This is a genomic window from Methylobacterium symbioticum, assembly GCF_902141845.1.
GTDB lineage: Bacteria > Pseudomonadota > Alphaproteobacteria > Rhizobiales > Beijerinckiaceae > Methylobacterium > Methylobacterium symbioticum.
In genome coordinates, this window is sequence record NZ_CABFPH010000116.1 from 1 (window position 1) to 15,678 (window position 15,678).

Annotated in this window: 16 protein-coding genes and 1 pseudogene; 5 read left to right on the forward strand and 12 right to left on the reverse strand. The window is 73.4% G+C overall.

From position 1 onward, the window contains the following. A pseudogene (locus MET9862_RS24710) lies at positions 1 to 920 on the forward strand (hypothetical protein); the annotation flags it as partial. A 4-nt stretch (positions 921 to 924) separates the two neighbouring features. After that, entirely contained in the window at positions 925 to 2,571 is a 1,647-nt protein-coding gene (locus MET9862_RS24715) for a transglycosylase SLT domain-containing protein (protein ID WP_244612888.1), read from the forward strand. A 115-nt stretch (positions 2,572 to 2,686) separates the two neighbouring features. On the opposite strand, the gene MET9862_RS24720 is transcribed toward MET9862_RS24715, so the two are convergent. Further along, positions 2,687 to 2,989: a PAAR domain-containing protein gene (locus MET9862_RS24720; RefSeq protein WP_142585627.1), complete on the reverse strand. Its 303-nt coding sequence runs from the start codon at positions 2,987 to 2,989 to the stop codon at positions 2,687 to 2,689. A 27-nt stretch (positions 2,990 to 3,016) separates the two neighbouring features. Next, on the reverse strand, positions 3,017 to 4,348 hold the full coding sequence (locus MET9862_RS29630; RefSeq protein ID WP_185156995.1) for a tetratricopeptide repeat protein: 1,332 nt from the start codon (positions 4,346 to 4,348) through the stop codon (positions 3,017 to 3,019). Positions 4,349 to 4,606: 258 nt separating this feature from the next. Between MET9862_RS29630 and MET9862_RS29635 the strand changes: the two genes are divergently transcribed. Then, positions 4,607 to 5,800, forward strand: a complete 1,194-nt coding sequence (locus MET9862_RS29635) for a M23 family metallopeptidase (protein WP_185156996.1) — start codon at positions 4,607 to 4,609, stop codon at positions 5,798 to 5,800. A gap of 84 nt (positions 5,801 to 5,884) precedes the next feature. Here MET9862_RS29635 and MET9862_RS24730 read toward each other — a convergent pair whose 3' ends face one another. The 5 genes from MET9862_RS24730 to MET9862_RS30530 form a co-directional block, all read right to left on the reverse strand. Beyond that, positions 5,885 to 6,232: a hypothetical protein gene (locus MET9862_RS24730; protein WP_142585629.1), complete on the reverse strand. Its 348-nt coding sequence runs from the start codon at positions 6,230 to 6,232 to the stop codon at positions 5,885 to 5,887. 179 nt (positions 6,233 to 6,411) lie between these two features. Further along, on the reverse strand, positions 6,412 to 7,608 hold the full coding sequence (locus MET9862_RS24735) for an App1 family protein phosphatidate phosphatase (RefSeq protein ID WP_142585630.1): 1,197 nt from the start codon (positions 7,606 to 7,608) through the stop codon (positions 6,412 to 6,414). 85 nt (positions 7,609 to 7,693) lie between these two features. Next, positions 7,694 to 8,518, reverse strand: a complete 825-nt coding sequence (locus MET9862_RS24740) for a metal ABC transporter permease (protein WP_142585638.1) — start codon at positions 8,516 to 8,518, stop codon at positions 7,694 to 7,696. A 44-nt stretch (positions 8,519 to 8,562) separates the two neighbouring features. Continuing rightward, positions 8,563 to 9,465 carry a metal ABC transporter ATP-binding protein gene (locus MET9862_RS24745; protein ID WP_142585631.1) on the reverse strand — a complete coding sequence of 301 codons (903 nt, stop codon included), beginning with the start codon at positions 9,463 to 9,465 and terminating at the stop codon, positions 8,563 to 8,565. After that, on the reverse strand, positions 9,462 to 9,593 hold the full coding sequence (locus tag MET9862_RS30530; protein WP_280178994.1) for a hypothetical protein: 132 nt from the start codon (positions 9,591 to 9,593) through the stop codon (positions 9,462 to 9,464). The genes MET9862_RS24745 and MET9862_RS30530 overlap by 4 nt, the downstream gene beginning before the upstream one ends. Before the next feature lie 204 nt (positions 9,594 to 9,797). Here MET9862_RS30530 and MET9862_RS24750 point away from each other — a divergent pair, with 204 nt between their 5' ends. Next, positions 9,798 to 10,364 (forward strand): Fur family transcriptional regulator, encoded by a 567-nt coding sequence (locus tag MET9862_RS24750; RefSeq protein WP_142585632.1) that lies wholly within the window; start codon positions 9,798 to 9,800, stop codon positions 10,362 to 10,364. 85 nt (positions 10,365 to 10,449) lie between these two features. Here MET9862_RS24750 and MET9862_RS24755 read toward each other — a convergent pair whose 3' ends face one another. Together MET9862_RS24755 and hmuQ are read right to left on the reverse strand one after the other, a co-directional pair. Further along, entirely contained in the window at positions 10,450 to 11,949 is a 1,500-nt protein-coding gene (locus tag MET9862_RS24755; RefSeq protein WP_142585633.1) for an undecaprenyl-phosphate glucose phosphotransferase, read from the reverse strand. A 300-nt stretch (positions 11,950 to 12,249) separates the two neighbouring features. Then, on the reverse strand, positions 12,250 to 12,576 hold the full coding sequence (gene hmuQ / locus MET9862_RS24760) for a heme-degrading protein HmuQ (RefSeq protein ID WP_142585634.1): 327 nt from the start codon (positions 12,574 to 12,576) through the stop codon (positions 12,250 to 12,252). 325 nt (positions 12,577 to 12,901) lie between these two features. Here hmuQ and MET9862_RS24765 point away from each other — a divergent pair, with 325 nt between their 5' ends. After that, entirely contained in the window at positions 12,902 to 13,330 is a 429-nt protein-coding gene (locus MET9862_RS24765) for a helix-turn-helix domain-containing protein (RefSeq protein WP_244612889.1), read from the forward strand. A gap of 4 nt (positions 13,331 to 13,334) precedes the next feature. On the opposite strand, the gene MET9862_RS24770 is transcribed toward MET9862_RS24765, so the two are convergent. From MET9862_RS24770 to MET9862_RS24780, 3 genes are all read right to left on the reverse strand, one after another. Further along, entirely contained in the window at positions 13,335 to 14,657 is a 1,323-nt protein-coding gene (locus MET9862_RS24770) for a cobyrinic acid a,c-diamide synthase CobB (protein ID WP_142585635.1), read from the reverse strand. Further along, entirely contained in the window at positions 14,654 to 15,436 is a 783-nt protein-coding gene (gene cobM / locus MET9862_RS24775) for a precorrin-4 C(11)-methyltransferase (RefSeq protein WP_142585636.1), read from the reverse strand. The genes MET9862_RS24770 and cobM overlap by 4 nt, the downstream gene beginning before the upstream one ends. Further along, the coding region (locus MET9862_RS24780) for a cobalamin biosynthesis protein (protein ID WP_185156997.1) at positions 15,433 to 15,678 on the reverse strand (246 nt) is incomplete at its 5' end. The genes MET9862_RS24780 and cobM, both read right to left, overlap by 4 nt.

Below are 15,678 nucleotides of genomic sequence, written 5' to 3' on the forward strand. Positions count from 1 at the left end.
CGGGCCGCGGCCGCAAGGGCATGGCGAAGGGGCTCGCGATCGGCGGCGCGGCGCTGGCGCTCGCCGGCGGCATCGCCGCCGTCGTCCTGCTCGGCCCGGGCAGCCCCCGGATCCCGCACCCGGATACCGGCGAGGTTCTCAAGGAGCCGCGCGAGCCCGCGACGCCGCCCCCGACGCCGGTCCCGCCTCCGACGCCCGACGACGCCCTGCCGCCCGTCGCGCCACCGGTCCCCCCGCCCGAGGACATTCCGGGTCCCGGCCCGGACGCGCCGTCCCCGACGCCGCCCTCGCCGACCGGGACCACCATGGAGCAGGTCGCCGCCTATATCCGCGGCTATCGCGGCGGCGACTGCTTCTTCCTCAACCCGACGACGGTGAGCGGCCAGGACGCGATCGTCGAGGCCTACGGCACCGCCGCGCGGCCGTTCCAGGACTTCGACGAGGCCTTCCGGCGGACCTTCGGCTTCGAGGCGAAGATCCAGCTCCGGCAGGTCGAGCGCGGCCAGTGCGCGGTGGTCGACCTGCTCGCGCGGCAGGCGCAGCTCCGGCCGACCAACGTGCCCAAGCTCCGGCTCGACAGCGACCGGCTGCGCAGCGGGGAGGAGCTGCGCGGCACCGTGGAGCTCGGCGAGGCCCCGGAGATCACCCTCCTTCTGGTCGAGCGCGACGGCTCGGTGCACGACCTCGCCCGCTACCTGAAGCGCGCGGGCCGGCAGGCGCGCTTCGCGGTCCGCCTGGAGGTTCCGCCCGCCGGCAACGGGCGGGCGCAGCTCATCCTGGCCGTCGGGAGCCGCGCGCCCCTCGCCACCGGCGGCGCGCAGGCGGGCAGCGAGGCGATCCTGGCCAATCTCGCGCAGGAGCTGGGCCGGCCGGGCTCCGGGCTCGGCCTCGCCGTGCGCCTGATCAAGGTCTGGAACTGAGGCCATGCGCGCCGCCGCCGACCCGCACCTGACCGAGGAGGGATGCCTCGACGAGGTGATGCGGCTGCGCTTCGGCGATGTGCCCTGCGCCGCCTGCGGCGGCCGCCAGGGCTTCGAGCGGGAGAGCCGCAACCGGGCCTTCTCCTGCCGTTCCTGCGGCATGAAGGTCTTCCCCTGCCAGGGCACGCCCTTCGCCAAGGCGCGTCCCGCCCTGGTGACGTGGTTCCTGGCCATCGATCTGGTCGCGCGGGAGAAGGCGGGCGCGCGCGCCCTGCGCAGCCGCCTCGGCCTCGACCGGCGCGCGGCGGGCGAGGTCGAGGCGGGGATCCGGCGGCTCAGGGCCGCGACCGACCCGGCGACCGACGCGCGCTGGTTCCCGGAGATCGCCGCCTTCGTCGCCGCGCGGCGCGCCGCCACGCATCTGCGGCCCACCCTCCGCGCCGCGTCCGACCGCGAGACCCTGTGGGAATCCCTGCGCGCCAGCGCGGTCTTCGCGCAGGTGGAGCACCGGCCGTTCCTCGGCCTCGGCGCGGTCGCCCTGCTGATGCTGGTCGGGGCCGGGATCGGCTGGCTCGCCGTGCCGCAGAGCCCCGAGCCCGACGAGGAGGTCGCCCAGGCCACCGCCACCCTCAGCCTCGGCGAGGACAAGCCCGTCATCCTGGTGAGCCCGGACCTGGCGGCGCAGCTCTACGACGTCACCGACGTCGATGCGCAGCCGAACTCGCCGCTCGCCTCCTCCATCCGCATCGCCCCGCGTCCGGGCTCGGGCGAGGCCATCGTGCTCTCCGGCGCGCAGCCGGTGGCGCCGCCCGCGGTGAAGCTCTCGGCCGATGCCGGCAAGTCGCTGGTCGAGGGCGATATCGGCGCCGTTCAGGCGCGGGCCGGCAACCGGCCGGAACTGGCCGCCTACACGGCGCTGGCGCGCGAGCTGGAGGGCAAGGGCCCGCGCAACCCGGACGAGCTCCTGGTCTTCGGGCCCATGCGCATCCGGCGCTACCTGGTGGAGAAGATCGTGCGCGCCTCGCGGGCGACGAGCGTCGACCCGGTGCTGCTGATGGCGATCGCGGACAAGGAATCGAGCTTCAAGACGGAGGCGCAGGCGCAGACCTCGTCGGCCTCCGGCCTGTACCAGTTCATCGAGAAGACCTGGCTCGGCGTGGTGCGCGAGTTCGGCCCCCGCTACGGCCTGGACAAGGAGGCGGCCCTGATCGCGGGCGGCCAGTTCGGCGCGCACCGGGCCCGAATCCTCGACCTGCGCCGCGACCCCTATCTCTCGGCGGTGCTCGCCGCGGAGATGCTGAAGCGCGACAGCCTGCGCATCGCCAAGCGGATCGGCCGCAACCTCACAGGCGGCGAGGTCTACCTCGTCCACTTCCTGGGGCCGGACGGCGCCGAGCGGATGATCGACGAGATCACCCGCAAGCCCGACACGGTCGCGGCCGAGCTGCTGCCGAAGCCGGCCCTCTCCAACAAGCCGATCTTCTACGGCCCGGGCAGCGACGGCGGCACCAAGGGCCTCTCGGTCGCCGAGGTCCGCAACAAGTTCGAGACGATGATCTCGCTGCGCCTCGACCGCTACCGCAGCGTGAAGACGGTGAGCGTGCCGGCCGGCCCCGAGGCCCAGGCCGTGCCGGTCTCGGCGGGGCGGTGACCGGGCCGGATGCGACGAGGCCGATTGATCGAAGCCGGCTGCCGCGGATCCCCTCTCCCCGCACGCGGGGAGAGGGGAATGCGCGATCAGCCGACATGATCGACTGGAAGCGGCCTCAGCCCGCGGATTCGCCGATCAGCACGGTGGGCAGCCCCACGACGATCACGCCGCCATGGGCGGTCATGTCGCCGATCCGCGCCGCCATCTGGCCGCCGATCAGCACGGTCGGCGAGCCCTGGACGATCACATCGGGCGGGCCGACGCAGATCGCCATGTCGCCGACCCGCGCCGCGGGCAGTTTCCCGATCAGCACCGTCGGGCAGCAGGGCGCGGTGATCGGGCCGCCGACATGGGGCACCACGCCCGTGACCATGGGGCAGGTGTGCATGTCGGTGATGCGGGCGGCGGGCTTTCCCATGGGGCGACCTGTCGGAGTGGGAGGCGTTCAGAGCCTGCGGGCGGTGACGATGAGGCCGCGGACCGGCTCGCCGCGCTCCATCCGCAGGCCCTCGGAGCCGACGGTCTCGATCCGGAACCCGGCCTCCGTCAGGGCGCGCTCCACGTAGGCGCGCGCGTGGCTGTAGCGGCCGTGCGGGTGCAGCACGAAATCCGGCCCGTCGCTCTCCTCCACGCTGAAGACGAGGTGCCCGCCCGGATGGAGCGCACCGGCCGCCGCCGCGCCGAAGGCGTCGAGGGGGCCGAAATAGCAGAGCGTGTCGGCGGAGACGACGAGGTCGTAGGTGGCCGGCCGGTCGCGCAGGTACTGGGTCAGCTCGCCCGCATCGAGGCGGTCGTAGCAGCCGCGCTGCCGCGCCTTGTCGAGCATCCGCTCGGACAGGTCGACGCCGACGAGCACGCGCGCATGGGTCCGGAGCGCCGGGCCGCACAGGCCGGTCCCGCAGCCGGCATCCAGCACGACGAGGTCGCCGTTGGGCGCGTGCACGGCGTCGACCGCGGCGGCGACGAGGCTCGGCGCGCGGTAGTCGAGGCGGGCGAGCTTGTGGTCGAAGCTCGAGGCGAAGCCGTCGAACAGGGCCGTGACGTAGCGGTCGCTGGCGCGTTCGGGGACGTTCTCGCCGGAGATCGCGGCGACGAGATGCTGCGCGGAGGGGTTCTCGGGCTCGTCGCGCAGCCAGTCCCGCAGGATCGCCAGCGCCCGGTCGTGCTCGCGCGTCGCGGCATAGGCCGCCACGAGGAAGCGGCGGGTGCCGGCATCGGCCGGCTCCAGCTCCAGCGCCCGCGCGTGGCAGGCGATCGCCTCCTGCACCCGCCCCTGGCTGCCGAGCAGGCGTCCGAGATTGTTCCAGACGTCGCGATGCTGCGGATCGAGGTCGATCGCCTCCCGGTAGATCGCCTCCGCCTCCTCCGGCCGGCGCAGGACGCGCAGGGCGACGCCGAGATTGTTGCGCGCGTCGATCTCGGCGGGCTCCAGCAGGATCGCCGTGTTGTAGGCCTTGACCGCGAGGTCGGGCCGGTCGAGCTCGAAGAACACGTTGCCGAGATTGATATGCGCGCTCGGATCCTCCGGCTCGATCTCGATGGCGCGGCGAATCAGCTGGACGGCCTCGCGCGGCCGGCTCGTCTGGTGATGGAGCACGCCGTAGAAATGGAGTGCTGCGGCGTGGTCGGGCGCCACCGCCAGGATGCGGCTGTAGAGCGCCTCGGCCACCGGCACGTCGCCCGCCCGGTGGGCCCGCGCCGCGATCTCGAGGGCCTCGTCGAGGCTCAACGCCTCCGTCGACCCGCCCGATTCGACGCTGCCGCTGGCCATGTCCATGACAGTCTCCGTAACGTCGGTGCGAAGTGTCCTCCGGCTTTTGGGTGGGGTCAATCCAATCGGGGTTGCCGGACGGAATGCGCGAACACAGATCCGGCCGGACGCGCCTGTGGCTCCGGACCTGAAATTTGCTGTAAGAGCGGCGTGATATCCGGCGGCCGAACGCATCCTGGCGCCGCCTGTAGCCTCGAGCCGCGGACTCCCGGCCGGGCGCGGCGGGCACCGTCCATGGGAAGCGCCGTCCATGAGGGGCGACACGTGACGTTGAGCAGAAGCCGGAGGCGTCCGCCTGCCCGCACCGTGCGGTCCGCCGGGACCGGCTCGGGTCGCCTGCCGTGGATCCTGCTCGCGCTGTGCGTGGCCTGGGCGGTGCCGGCCACCTACCTCGCCGTCACCCAATCCGGCGCGGTGGCGCGGCTGACCGACGAGGCCGCGATCCGGCAGGCTGAGCACGAGGGCAAGGTCCGCGCCCTGACCCGCCGGCTCGTCGGCGTCGCGAGCCATCAGATGCTGGAGCAGGACGGCCTGGCCGAACGGCTCGCCGACATGATCGTGCGTCAGGTCGATCTGGAGAACCGCGAGGCCGCCCTCGCCGCCACGCTGGAGCGCGCGCTGGCGAGCGGCGTCGCGCCCCAGCCGGAGCCGCCCGGCCGGGTCGAGGAGCCGGTCCGGCCGCCGACCCGGAAGGGCGCGGCCGTGGAGCGCCTGTTCGCGGGCAAGCCTCTGCGCGAGCAGTTCGAGCAGATCGAGGCCCGGCTCGGCCGGACGGAGGGGCGGCAGTTCCGTCTGGTGGAGCGTGTCTCGGTCTTCGCCCGCGAACGGATCGAGCGGGTCAGGGCCGCCCTGGCCGAGCTGCATCTGACGCTCGCGCCGGGGTCGGCGGCGGCCCCGGCGGGGCCCGCGCCGCGCGACGCCTTCGCCCGCGCGCTCGCTGCCGCCGACGCGTCGCTGACCGAGGCCGGGCACTGGCGGAGCCTCGGCGAGACCATTCCGATGCGCTCGCCCATCGAGAGCGATTCCAGCACCTCCAGCAATTTCGGGATGCGCAAGGATCCGTTCACGGGCGAGCGCCGGATGCATGCCGGCATGGATTTCCGCTCTCCGGTCGGCACCCCGGTCCGCACCGCCGGCAACGGGCGCGTGGTCACGGCGGCCCAGAGCGGCGGCTACGGCAATCTCGTCGAGATCGATCACGGCCACGACCTCGTCACGCGCTACGCCCACCTCGCGAGCGTCGGGGTGAGCGTCGGCCAGGCGGTGCCCGCGGGCGCGGTGATCGGCACGGTCGGCTCGACCGGGCGCTCCACCGGGCCGCATCTGCATTATGAGACGCGCCTGTCCGGCAACCCGGTCGATCCGGGCCGCTTCCTCGCGGCCGGCGCGAAGCTCCTGGGCGCGCCGGCCCGCGCCGAGGCGCCGCGCGAGCCGGACGCCGCCGAGACGGCGGATTGAGTGCCGATCCGCGCGGCCACGCCCGGCGCGGTCGCCTCAGGGGGAGGGAGCGCGCAACGGGTCCGTCAGCGCGTCGAACCGGCCCTATCGGTTGTCCTCGGTCGGCTGGTTGCGGAGGGGAAGCGGGCGGGCTTCCGGCAGGTGCCGGAGCGTCTCGCCCGGCCCGTAGCCGCACACCGTGCAGAACCACGTGAATCGGTGATGCGCCTGGAAGCGATGCCGCCGGCCGCCCTGGCTCTCCGCGATGCCCGGCGGCGTATAGAGCGCCATCGCCGCGTCGGCGGCGGCGTAGAAGTGCTGCCGGGTCGGCGGCTCGGCGGTCTCATCGGCGGCGTTGTCGGCGGCGTACCGTCCGCCGCCCTGCAGCCCGGTCTCCCAGGCGAAACCCCAGGCATCGCAGATCGCCCGGGCGACTTCATCACGTGTTGGCATGTGGCCCGTCCTCCCTGAGCCCTCCGGCCGTGATGGCCTCGCCCGATCTGACCGACAGCCGCGCTCACGCTTCTGATTGACGTCAAATTTCTCACCATTTCCGGCCGCTGCCGCTCATGAGGACGCGACGCGTCGTGGGACGCCCCCTCGTCACCGCATCGCGCGCACGGGCTTCGCGCTCACAGCCCGGCCCGCTCGCCCGCCTCCGGCTCGGCCACCAGGGTGGGCGGCGGCTCGGACGGGCGCAGCACGGCCTGGAGCGGGCCCAAAGCGGGCTCGGGCGGTGCGGCGGCGCGCTCGCCCGCCACGGCCTCGACCGCCTCCGGCGCGATCAGGCCGAGCCGGGCGGCGTGCTCGGCCATGGCGACGCTGTCGGCGGCGAGCACGAAGCTCGCCCCGGCTCCCGTCACGCCTTCCGCGATGCGCTCGATCTCGGCGATGCGGCCCGCATCCGCCGAGACGTTTCGGATGTAGATCGCCCGGACCCGCCCGGGATGCTCGGCCACGACGCGGGCATAGACCTCGGGATCGTGCTGGCCGCTGTCGCCGATCAGCACGGCCGGCAGGTCGCGGTAGAGGTCCAGCATGTGGGCGATGAGCACCCGCTTGTGATCCTCGGCCCGCCGCGGCAGCGGATGCGTCCAGGACAGGCCCCACTCGCGCAGGAACAGGATCGGCCCGACGGGGATCGCGTGGCGGCGGAAGAACTCGCTCAGCACCTCGTACAGGCCCCAGGGCGCCCGCGACACGTAGAGCATCGGGTTGCCCTCCGCCCCGGTGCCGCCCGCATGCAGGGCCCGGTAGAGGGTGGCGACGCCGGGGAAGGCGACGCGGCTCTCGGCATCCTCCACGAAGAGGCGCCAGAGCATCACGAGCTTGTTGGCGACGCCCGTGTGCATCACCGTGTCGTCGATATCGCTGATCACGGCGATCCGGGCGCGCCGCGGCGGGATGAACACCTCGGCCCGCGCCGCGACGGGCGGATCGGCCTCGAGCACGAGATCGACCCCGTGCCAGGGGCCGGCCTCCGCGGGCGGGTGCTGCGGCTCCAGATGGATGCGGAAATAGCCGTCCCGGTCGGTCGCGACCCGCTGCGCGGTGCCGCAGAAGCGGGCCGTGACGGCGGCTCCCGGAACGGCCCGCCGCGCGATGCGCCGCCGCATGTCGCGCCAGAGGTCGGCGAGGCTGTCGCGGTCGGTCTCGCGGTCGGCGTGGCGCTGCCGGAAGACGCGTCCGATCAGGAAGATCGCCTCGCAGGAGCCGTAGCCGCGATAAGGTTCCAGCACGAGGCCGCCCCGCCCCTGCGCCCGCCGCACCGGTCGGGAGAGGAGGCGCAGCGTCCCCTTCGTCACCCGGTACAGGCTCGACCGCACCATTCCGCTCTCCAGACACGTTCGGAAGCATATGATCCGAGGCGCTGGAAAGTTCTGGTCAGGCCTGATCCGATCGATCCCGGCCGGATCAGGCCTCGAGATGGCGCGGACGCACGAGGCGGTGGAGCAGGCCGCCCTGCGGGCCGGCGAGCATCGAGACGAGGTAGAGGCCGCCCGCAACCAGCACGATGGACGGGCCGCTCGGCAGGCCGAGATGGTAGGACAGGACGAGGCCGCCGACGCTCGCCAGCACCCCGATCAGCATGGCGCTCGCGATCAGGCCGCCGAGACCCCGCGCCCAGAACCGGGCGGTGATCGCGGGCAGCAGCATCAGTCCGACCGCGAGCAGGGTGCCGAGCGCCTGGAAGCCCGCGACGAGGTTGACCACCACGAGGCCCAGGAAGGCGTAGTGGGCGGGGCCGCCGGCCCGGCTGACCGTGCGCAGGAAGAGCGGGTCGACGCATTCCATCACCAGCGGCCGGTAGAGCACGGCCAGCGCGAACAGGGTCAGCGTGCTGATGACGCCGAGGAGCTGGAGCGCCCCGTCGTCGAGCGCCAGCACCGTGCCGAACAGGATGTGCAGGAGATCGATCTGCGAGCCGCGCAGCGACACCAGCAGCACGCCGGCCGCGAGCGAGATCAGGTAGAAGGCGGCGAGGCTCGCATCCTCGCGCAAAGCCGTGGTGCGCGTGACGAAGCCGGCGAGGAGCGCGACCACGAGGCCGGCGACGAGGCCGCCGAGCGTCATCGCCGGCAGCGACAGGCCCGCCACCAGGAAGCCCGCCGCGGCGCCGGGCAGGATGGCGTGGCTCATGGCCTCGCTCATCAGGCTCATCCGCCGCAGCATCAGGAAGACGCCGATGGGTGGGGCCGAGAGCGAGAGCGCGAGGCAGCCGACGAGCGCCCGGCGCATGAAGCCGAAGGCGAAGGGATCGAGGAGGGGGCCGAGCCAGTCGGTCACGCCGCGTCCCCGTGCCGGTGGTGAGGGTGGGCGTGGCGGTGGCCGCCCGGGGCGTGCGCGTGGTCGTGCCCGTGATCCTGCGCGGAACCGCCGGTCCCGTCGTCCTGTCCGGTTCCGTGCGGCTGGCCCGGCGCCGCGGGGCCGTGGGCGTGGTCGCGCGCGCAGACCGCCGCGTCCTCGTCCCAGGCCTCCGACAGGCGGGCGGCGCGGGCGAGGTTGCCCGGGCTCAGCACCGCGGCGGTCGGTCCCCAGGCCACCGGCTCGCGGGCGAGGAGCAGCGTCGAGGGGAAATGCGCCCGTACCTGCGCGAGGTCGTGGAGCGCCGCCACCACGGTACGGCCCTGCCCGTGCCAGCGCCCGATCAGCGCGAGGAGGTCGTCCACGGTGCGCGCATCGATGCCGGTGAAGGGCTCGTCGAGGAGGATCACCGCGGCGTCCTGCAGGATCAGCCGGGCGAACAGGGCCCGCTGGAACTGGCCGCCGGAGAGCGTCCCGATCTGGCGCTCCTCGAATCCCGAGAGGCCGACCGCCCTCAGCGCCTCAAGGATGTGGGCGCGCTCGCCGCGCAGGCTGCGCCAGGGGCCGGAGCGGTGCCACAGGCCCATCCCGGCGAGGTCGAGCACGGAGAGAGGGAAGCTGCGGTCGATCTCGTCCGCTTGCGGCAAATAGGCGATGGCCTCGCGCGGCACGCCGCGCAGGATCTGCCCGTCGAGGCAGGGAATCTCGCCGACCAAGCCCTTAAGCAGGGTCGACTTGCCGGCCCCATTCGGCCCGACCAGAGCGAGCAGGTCGCCCGGCGGGATGGTGCCGTCGAGATGGTGCACGGCCGGGTGGCGGTCGTAGCCGAGTGTCAGGCCGGCGAGGCGCACGGCGCCGGGGGTGACCTGAAGCGCGCTCACGCCGTCGCCCACAGGATGGCGAGCCAGAGCGGCGCGGCGAGCCCGCCGGCCAGGACGAGGCGGAGGGCGAGCCCGCTGCGGAACAGGGAGGAGCGGGGTTCGGCCGCGTGCGGGTCGGTTCGGGACACGGGATGGCGTCTTCGACAGGGGCTTGGGGAAGGGACTTCGGGAAGGGACTTCGGGAGGTCGGGACGCGTCGTCCCCAGCGTCGGAACGCGGGCCGCCCCGCGGTTTGCCGCCCGATCCGGGGCCGCCTATATACTCGGGCCTGATACACTGTAACAGCCGGCGGGTTCAATCCGGGCCGCCGGTCGCTGGTCCGGGAGACGGGCATGCAGGAGGATGGCCGGGTGCTGCACGGGCATGGCCAGGGTCACGACCACGATCACGGCCAGGATCATGGCCAAGGGCATGGTCACGGGGCGGCGTGCGGGACCTGCACCGACATGCTCGCGCGCGCCGAGCGCCTGTGCCGGGAGCGCGACCTGCAATTCACGCGGCTGCGCCGGGACGTGCTGGAGACCGTGGCGGCCGCCCACGGCCCGCTCGGCGCCTACGACATCGCCGAGCGGCTCAGCCTGCCCGGACGGCGGGTGGCCGCGGTCTCGGTCTACCGCGCCCTCGATTTCCTGACCGAGCTCGGCCTCGTCCACCGCATCGCCAGCCGCAACGCCTTCGTCTCCTGCGCGCACGAGCACGGAGCAGGCGAGGGGCTGGTCTTCCTGATCTGCCGCTCCTGCGGGAGCATCGACGAGACCACCGCGCCCGAGGTCGAGGCCGGCCTCCACCGGGCGCTGGACCGGGCGGGCTTCCGCCCCGCGAGCCGGATCCTGGAGGTCGAGGGCGAGTGCGGCGCCTGCCGCGACCGCGCGCAGGGCGAGGCGGGCTTGGCATCCTGAGCGATCCCGCTGGCTACGATCGATCGGATCGTTCGCGCGGCGCAAGCGCGACCGCGCGCCGCCGCCCGTGCCGCGCCAGGAATGCTCAGAACGCGTTCCGGTAGGCGCGGCGGGAGAACACCGTCCGGACGATGATCTGGATGTCGAACCAGATCGACCAGTTGTCGATGTAGTGCAGGTCGTGCGCGACGCGCCGCTCCATGTCGAGGTCGGTGAGCGTCTCGCCGCGCAGGCCGTTCACCTGGGCCCAGCCGGTGATGCCGGGGCGCACGTTGTGGCGGCGGGCGTAGAGGGCGATGCGCCGCTCGAAGCTGCGGTCATGGGCGAGGGCGTGCGGACGCGGGCCGACGAGGGACATCTCGCCCTTCAGCACGTTGAGGAGCTGGGGCAGCTCGTCGAGATTGGTCTTGCGCAGGAAGGCGCCGACACGGGTGATGCGCGCATCGTTCCGGGTCGCCTGCCGGAACACCGCGTTCTCCTCCGTCCGCATGCTGCGGAACTTGTAGACGGCGAACGGCTGCTGGTTGAAGCCATAGCGCTTCTGGCGGAACAGCACCGGCCCCGGGCTGTCGAGCTTGATCAGCACGGCGAGCACCGCGAAGAGCGGGGCGAGCAGCGCCAGGGCCACCGAGGCGGCGGCGAGGTCGAACACGCGCTTCAGCACGATCTCGGCGAGGTTCAGAGGGCGCCGGCCGATATTGATGCCCGAGAGCCGGCCGACGCGGGCGACCGACATCTCGGGGAAGCGGTCGAGCACGGTGCCGGGGCGCAGGTGCAGGGCGGCAGGCACCCGCAGGAAGGCGTCGATGCAGCGCTCGACCTCCGCCGTGTCGGCCCAGGGGATCAGGATGAACACATCGTCCGGGCGCAGGAAGCGGACCACGGAGACGGCGAGGTCGAGATCCTCCGCCATCTGCGCGTGGCGCGCCTCGTTCCCCGCATCGTGGGGCACGCGGCGCAGGTAGCTCGTGCCGACAACCCGGATGCCGAGGCCGTCGGCCTCGTTGTTGGCGTAGAAGCGGGCGATGTCCTCCTCGAAGCCGACGAGGTGGACGCGGCTGGCCGAGGGCGAGGCCGGGCGGACGTGCCGGCGCACCAGCGCCACCGTGGCCGTGCGTGCCAGGAGCAGGGCCGGCAGGCCCAGCGCGAAGGCGAGGACGGTGACGGCGCGGGACAGATCGGTCGTCGTCTTGGTGGCGAAGGTGACGACGAGGAGCGCGCCCCAGGCCGCGAGCCAGAGGCTGGCGGTCGGCTGGAACCGGCGCTTGGCGGCGAGCAGGCTCTCGAAGGTGTACTCGCCGCGCAGCGCGTTGGTCACGAGCACGACGAGGGCGAGGAGAGCCGCCATCCGCCAGGATTGCAGGTCGGCCGGGGTGAGCACGCTCCGATAGGCGACGATGTGATAGCCGATCTCGATCGGCAGCGCCGTGCCGAGGATGGCGGCGACGTCGGCGAGGGCCACCCCGACCGAGATGCCGACGCGCAGGGCCGCACGCCCGCGCTGCGGGAGCAGCGCCGACCAGACGTGGCGGCGCGACCGCCCGGCCGCAGCTTGGTACGATTCGGGGAGGCGACCGTGAAGCATCTGAAGGGCCATGGTCCGCGAATGCTCGAAACTGTCCCGGGCCGGGACGGACCTCGCATCCGTCCCCGCATCCCAGCCTCCTCCGAGCAAGCGGCGGACCTCGCCACGGCGTCCCGGACCCGCGGGTGGTGGAAAACAGGGGATGGGCGGTGTGGGGCGGCAGCGTGGCGCCCCACACTGCCGGGGCCGGGGCGATGCCGCTCCGGCCGGGCCTCGGACTGTGGGGCGATGGCTGCCGGTCTCTCGCGCGGCGGGGCGGGCCCCGCGCGCCTCGGGTCGGCCTGTCCCGGCCTCCGCCGTTCAGGCGGCGTCGCTGCGGGCCACCGTCTGGATTGATTCGAAGCCCTCGAACTGGGGATGTCCGAGATAGAGGGGCCGGGTGCCGGGGGCGCGGCCATGGGCCTTGCGGAACTGCTCGGAGCGGGTCCAGGCCTCGAAATCGGCGCGCGAGCGCCAGACCGTGTGCGAGGCGTAGAGCACGTGGTCCTCCGCCTCCGGTCCGCGCAGGAGGTGGAACTCGACGAAGCCCTCCATCTCGCCCAGATGGCTGTCACGGTCCAGCCAGACCTGCTCGAACGCCGCCGTCGCGTCCTTCACGACCTTGAAACGGTTCATGGCGATGAACACGGGTTTGCTCCCTATCTGGAGGTCCTCAGTCGGTCCGCGCAGCGTTCGGGGCTCGGATGCCCGGTGTCAATCACATCCGGCGACGGGATCGGTACTCCACGCGCTGAAATCGGAGCAGGCATGATCGTGCAGGACATGGACTTCTCGGCCAACTTGAGCATATGAACGAAACTTGGCGCGCATGATCAGCCCAAATCTCGCGTGGGCAGCCCCGAAAGGCTGCAATGCTGATGGGTGATGGGGGACTGCCGGTCTCGGATCAGCGGGGGCAGGTCGGGAGGCAGTCTTCTTGGCAGATCGTCGCAAGCGCCGGCACGAAGAGAACATGACCAGTCCGACAATGCCGAAACAGACGACCGACGTCGATCGCCTCGTCGGGATTCGCATCACAGCGCTGCGCAAGGCGCGCGGCATGAGCCAGACCGCGCTGGGCAATGCGGTGGGCGTGACCTTCCAGCAGGTCCAGAAGTACGAGAAGGGGCAGAATCGCGTCGGCGCCGGGCGCCTGCGCGAGATCGCGCGCCTCCTCGAAGTGCCGGTCTCGGCCTTCTTCGAGGAGGACAGGCCGTCCGAGGGGCCGCAGGAGGACGTGTTCAGCTTCCTCAGTGCCCATGGTGCGATCGAGCTGCTGCGCGCCTACGCCTCGATCCAGGACGATCAGGTCCGCCGCGACGTGCTCTCGATCGTCCGCTCGGCCGCGCGACTCTCGCAGGCCAAGGCGGCGATCGAGGATGGCGCGGTGGCCGACGAGTAGGGCATCAGGCCGGCTCGCTCGCGATCAGGTGGAAGAAGCTGCCGGTGACGTGTCCGCGCCGGTGGCCCGCGAAGCCGAGATCGGTCCCCTCCGCGTCGCTCACCCGGGCCAGCGCCTCGGCCTCGGCCGGAGCGGCCGTCAGCTCGCCCGCATAGTGGAACTCGTGGCCGACGAGCCGCGTCTCCCGCGGGCCCAGCAGCCCGTCCGCGACGAGGCGGGCCACGCGGTAGCCGAGATGCAGGCGCCGCTTCGCGTAGCTCGTGGACACCGGCAGCAGCCCGGCCATCGGATGCGTGACCCCGTCCGCGTCCTCCAGGCTCTCGCCGAGCACCATGTAGCCGCCGCACTCGCCGTGCACCGGTTTGTCCGCGGCGAAGGCGGCGAGCCCCGCGCGGAAGCGCTCCGCCGCGGCGAGGCGCCCGGCATGTAGTTCCGGATAGCCGCCCGGCAGCCAGCAGACGTCGCAATCGGCCGGCGGCGCCTCGTCGGCGAGGGGGGAGAACGGCAGGATCTCGGCGCCGGCCGCCCGCCAGCCCGCCTCCTGATGCGGATAGAGGAAGCTGAAGGCGGCGTCGGAGGCCACCGCGATGCGCTGTCCCGGCGGTGCGGGCAGGGCGCCCGGCGCCCCGGCCGCGGTGCCGCCGCCCGCCGCGGCCAGGATCGCGTCGAGGTCGAGACCCGCCTCGGCGAGGTCCGCCAGCCGGTCGAGCCGGGCCTCGAGGTCGGCGGTCTCCCGCGCCTGGACGAGACCGAGATGCCGCTCCGGCAGGACGAGCCCCGCGTCGCGCGACAGAGCCCCGAGCACCGGCAGGCCGGTCCGGGCGAGGCCGGCCTCGACGAGCCGGCGGTGGCGGGCGCTCGCGACCTTGTTGAGCACCACGCCGGCAATGCGCAGGCGGGGATCGTAGGCGGCGCAGCCCAGAGCCACGGCGGCGGCGGTCTGAGCCGCGCCCGAGACATCGAGCACCAGCACGACCGGCCAGCCGTAGCGGGCGGCGATGTCGGCATTGGCGCCGGTGCGGTTCTCGGCCGCGCGCACCCCGTCGAACAGACCCATCGAGCCCTCGGCCACGACGAGGTCGGCCTGCATGCCCACCAGCCGCGCCACCGCGTCGAGGAGCGGCGGCCCCATGGCGAAGCTGTCGAGGTTGAAGCTCGGGAAGCCCGTGGCCGCGCGGTGGAAGGCGGGGTCGATATAGTCCGGCCCGCATTTGGCGCCGCGCACGGCGAGGCCGCGCCGGGCGAGGGCGCGCATCAGGGCGAGCGTCACCGTGGTCTTGCCGGAGCTCGACCGGGGCGCTGCGACGAGGATCCCGGCCGCGCTCACCGCGTCCCCTCCGCCGAGACCGCGCCGCCGGGGCGGAAGCGCCGGTCGTAATCGGGGGCGTAGAGGGCGCTTTCGCGGAAGGCCCCCGGGTCGAGGGCGGGGCCGACGAGGATCAGCGCCGTGCGCTCCAGCCCGCCTTCCTTCACTTGGCCCGCCAGGGTCGCCAGGGTGCCGCGGATCACGCGTTCGTCCGGCCAAGTGGCGCGGAACACGGCCGCGGCCGGGCAATCCGCGCCGTAGAAGGGCAGCAGCTCGGCGGCGAGCGCCTCCACCACGTGGATCGAGAGGTGGAGGGCGAGGGTCGCGCCGGTCTGCGCGAAGCTCGCGAGGCGCTCGCGCTCCGGCATGGCGCTGGCCCGGCCCGAGGAGCGGGTCAGCACCACCGATTGCGCGAGGCCGGGCACGGTCAACTCGCGCCGCAGCACGGCGGCGGCGGCCGAGAAGGCGGGCACGCCGGGCGTCAGCGTGTAGGGGATGCCGAGCCGGTCGAGCCGGCGCATCTGCTCGGCCAGGGCGCTCCAGATCGCGAGGTCGCCCGAATGCAGGCGCGCCACGTCCTGGCCCCTGGCATGGGCGGCCTCGATCTCGGCGACGATGGCGTCGAGGTCGAGGGGGGCGGTGTCGACGATGCGCGCGCCCGCCGGGCACCAGCCGAGGATCTCGGGCGCCACCAGCGAGCCGGCATAGAGGCAGACCGGGCAGGCGGCGATGAGGTCGCGCCCGCGCACGGTGATGAGATCGGGGGCGCCGGGGCCGGCGCCGATGAAATGGACGGTCATGGCCCCTCTTGGACGGGCGCCGCGCCGTCCGCAACGGCGGCCAGCGCGCAGGTGGCGCCGGCGCTCGTGATCCGGGGGAGGGCGAGCCGTGCCTCAGGCCCGCCGGCTGCGAGGGCGGCGGCCTCGGCCACCGAGCCGATCCCGCGCGCCGTCTCGATCCGGGCCGAGCGGGTGACGACGCGGACATCGGCCTCCGCCAGCGCCTCCGCAGCGATGCCCCGCGGGCCGAGGCCGAACCGGGC

What these genes read in the sequence shown, in the direction of transcription:
- MET9862_RS24715 (WP_244612888.1), top strand. Translation starts at nt 925, where the DNA reads ATGCGCGCCGCCGCCGACCCGCACCTGACCGAGGAGGGATGCCTCGAC.
- MET9862_RS24720 (WP_142585627.1), bottom strand. Translation starts at nt 2,989, where the DNA reads ATGGGAAAGCCCGCCGCCCGCATCACCGACATGCACACCTGCCCCATG.
- MET9862_RS29630 (WP_185156995.1), bottom strand. Translation starts at nt 4,348, where the DNA reads ATGGACATGGCCAGCGGCAGCGTCGAATCGGGCGGGTCGACGGAGGCG.
- MET9862_RS24730 (WP_142585629.1), bottom strand. Translation starts at nt 6,232, where the DNA reads ATGCCAACACGTGATGAAGTCGCCCGGGCGATCTGCGATGCCTGGGGT.
- MET9862_RS24735 (WP_142585630.1), bottom strand. Translation starts at nt 7,608, where the DNA reads ATGGTGCGGTCGAGCCTGTACCGGGTGACGAAGGGGACGCTGCGCCTC.
- MET9862_RS24740 (WP_142585638.1), bottom strand. Translation starts at nt 8,518, where the DNA reads ATGCGCCGGGCGCTCGTCGGCTGCCTCGCGCTCTCGCTCTCGGCCCCA.
- MET9862_RS24750 (WP_142585632.1), top strand. Translation starts at nt 9,798, where the DNA reads ATGCAGGAGGATGGCCGGGTGCTGCACGGGCATGGCCAGGGTCACGAC.
- MET9862_RS24755 (WP_142585633.1), bottom strand. Translation starts at nt 11,949, where the DNA reads ATGCTTCACGGTCGCCTCCCCGAATCGTACCAAGCTGCGGCCGGGCGG.
- MET9862_RS24765 (WP_244612889.1), top strand. Translation starts at nt 12,902, where the DNA reads ATGACCAGTCCGACAATGCCGAAACAGACGACCGACGTCGATCGCCTC.
- cobM (WP_142585636.1), bottom strand. Translation starts at nt 15,436, where the DNA reads ATGACCGTCCATTTCATCGGCGCCGGCCCCGGCGCCCCCGATCTCATC.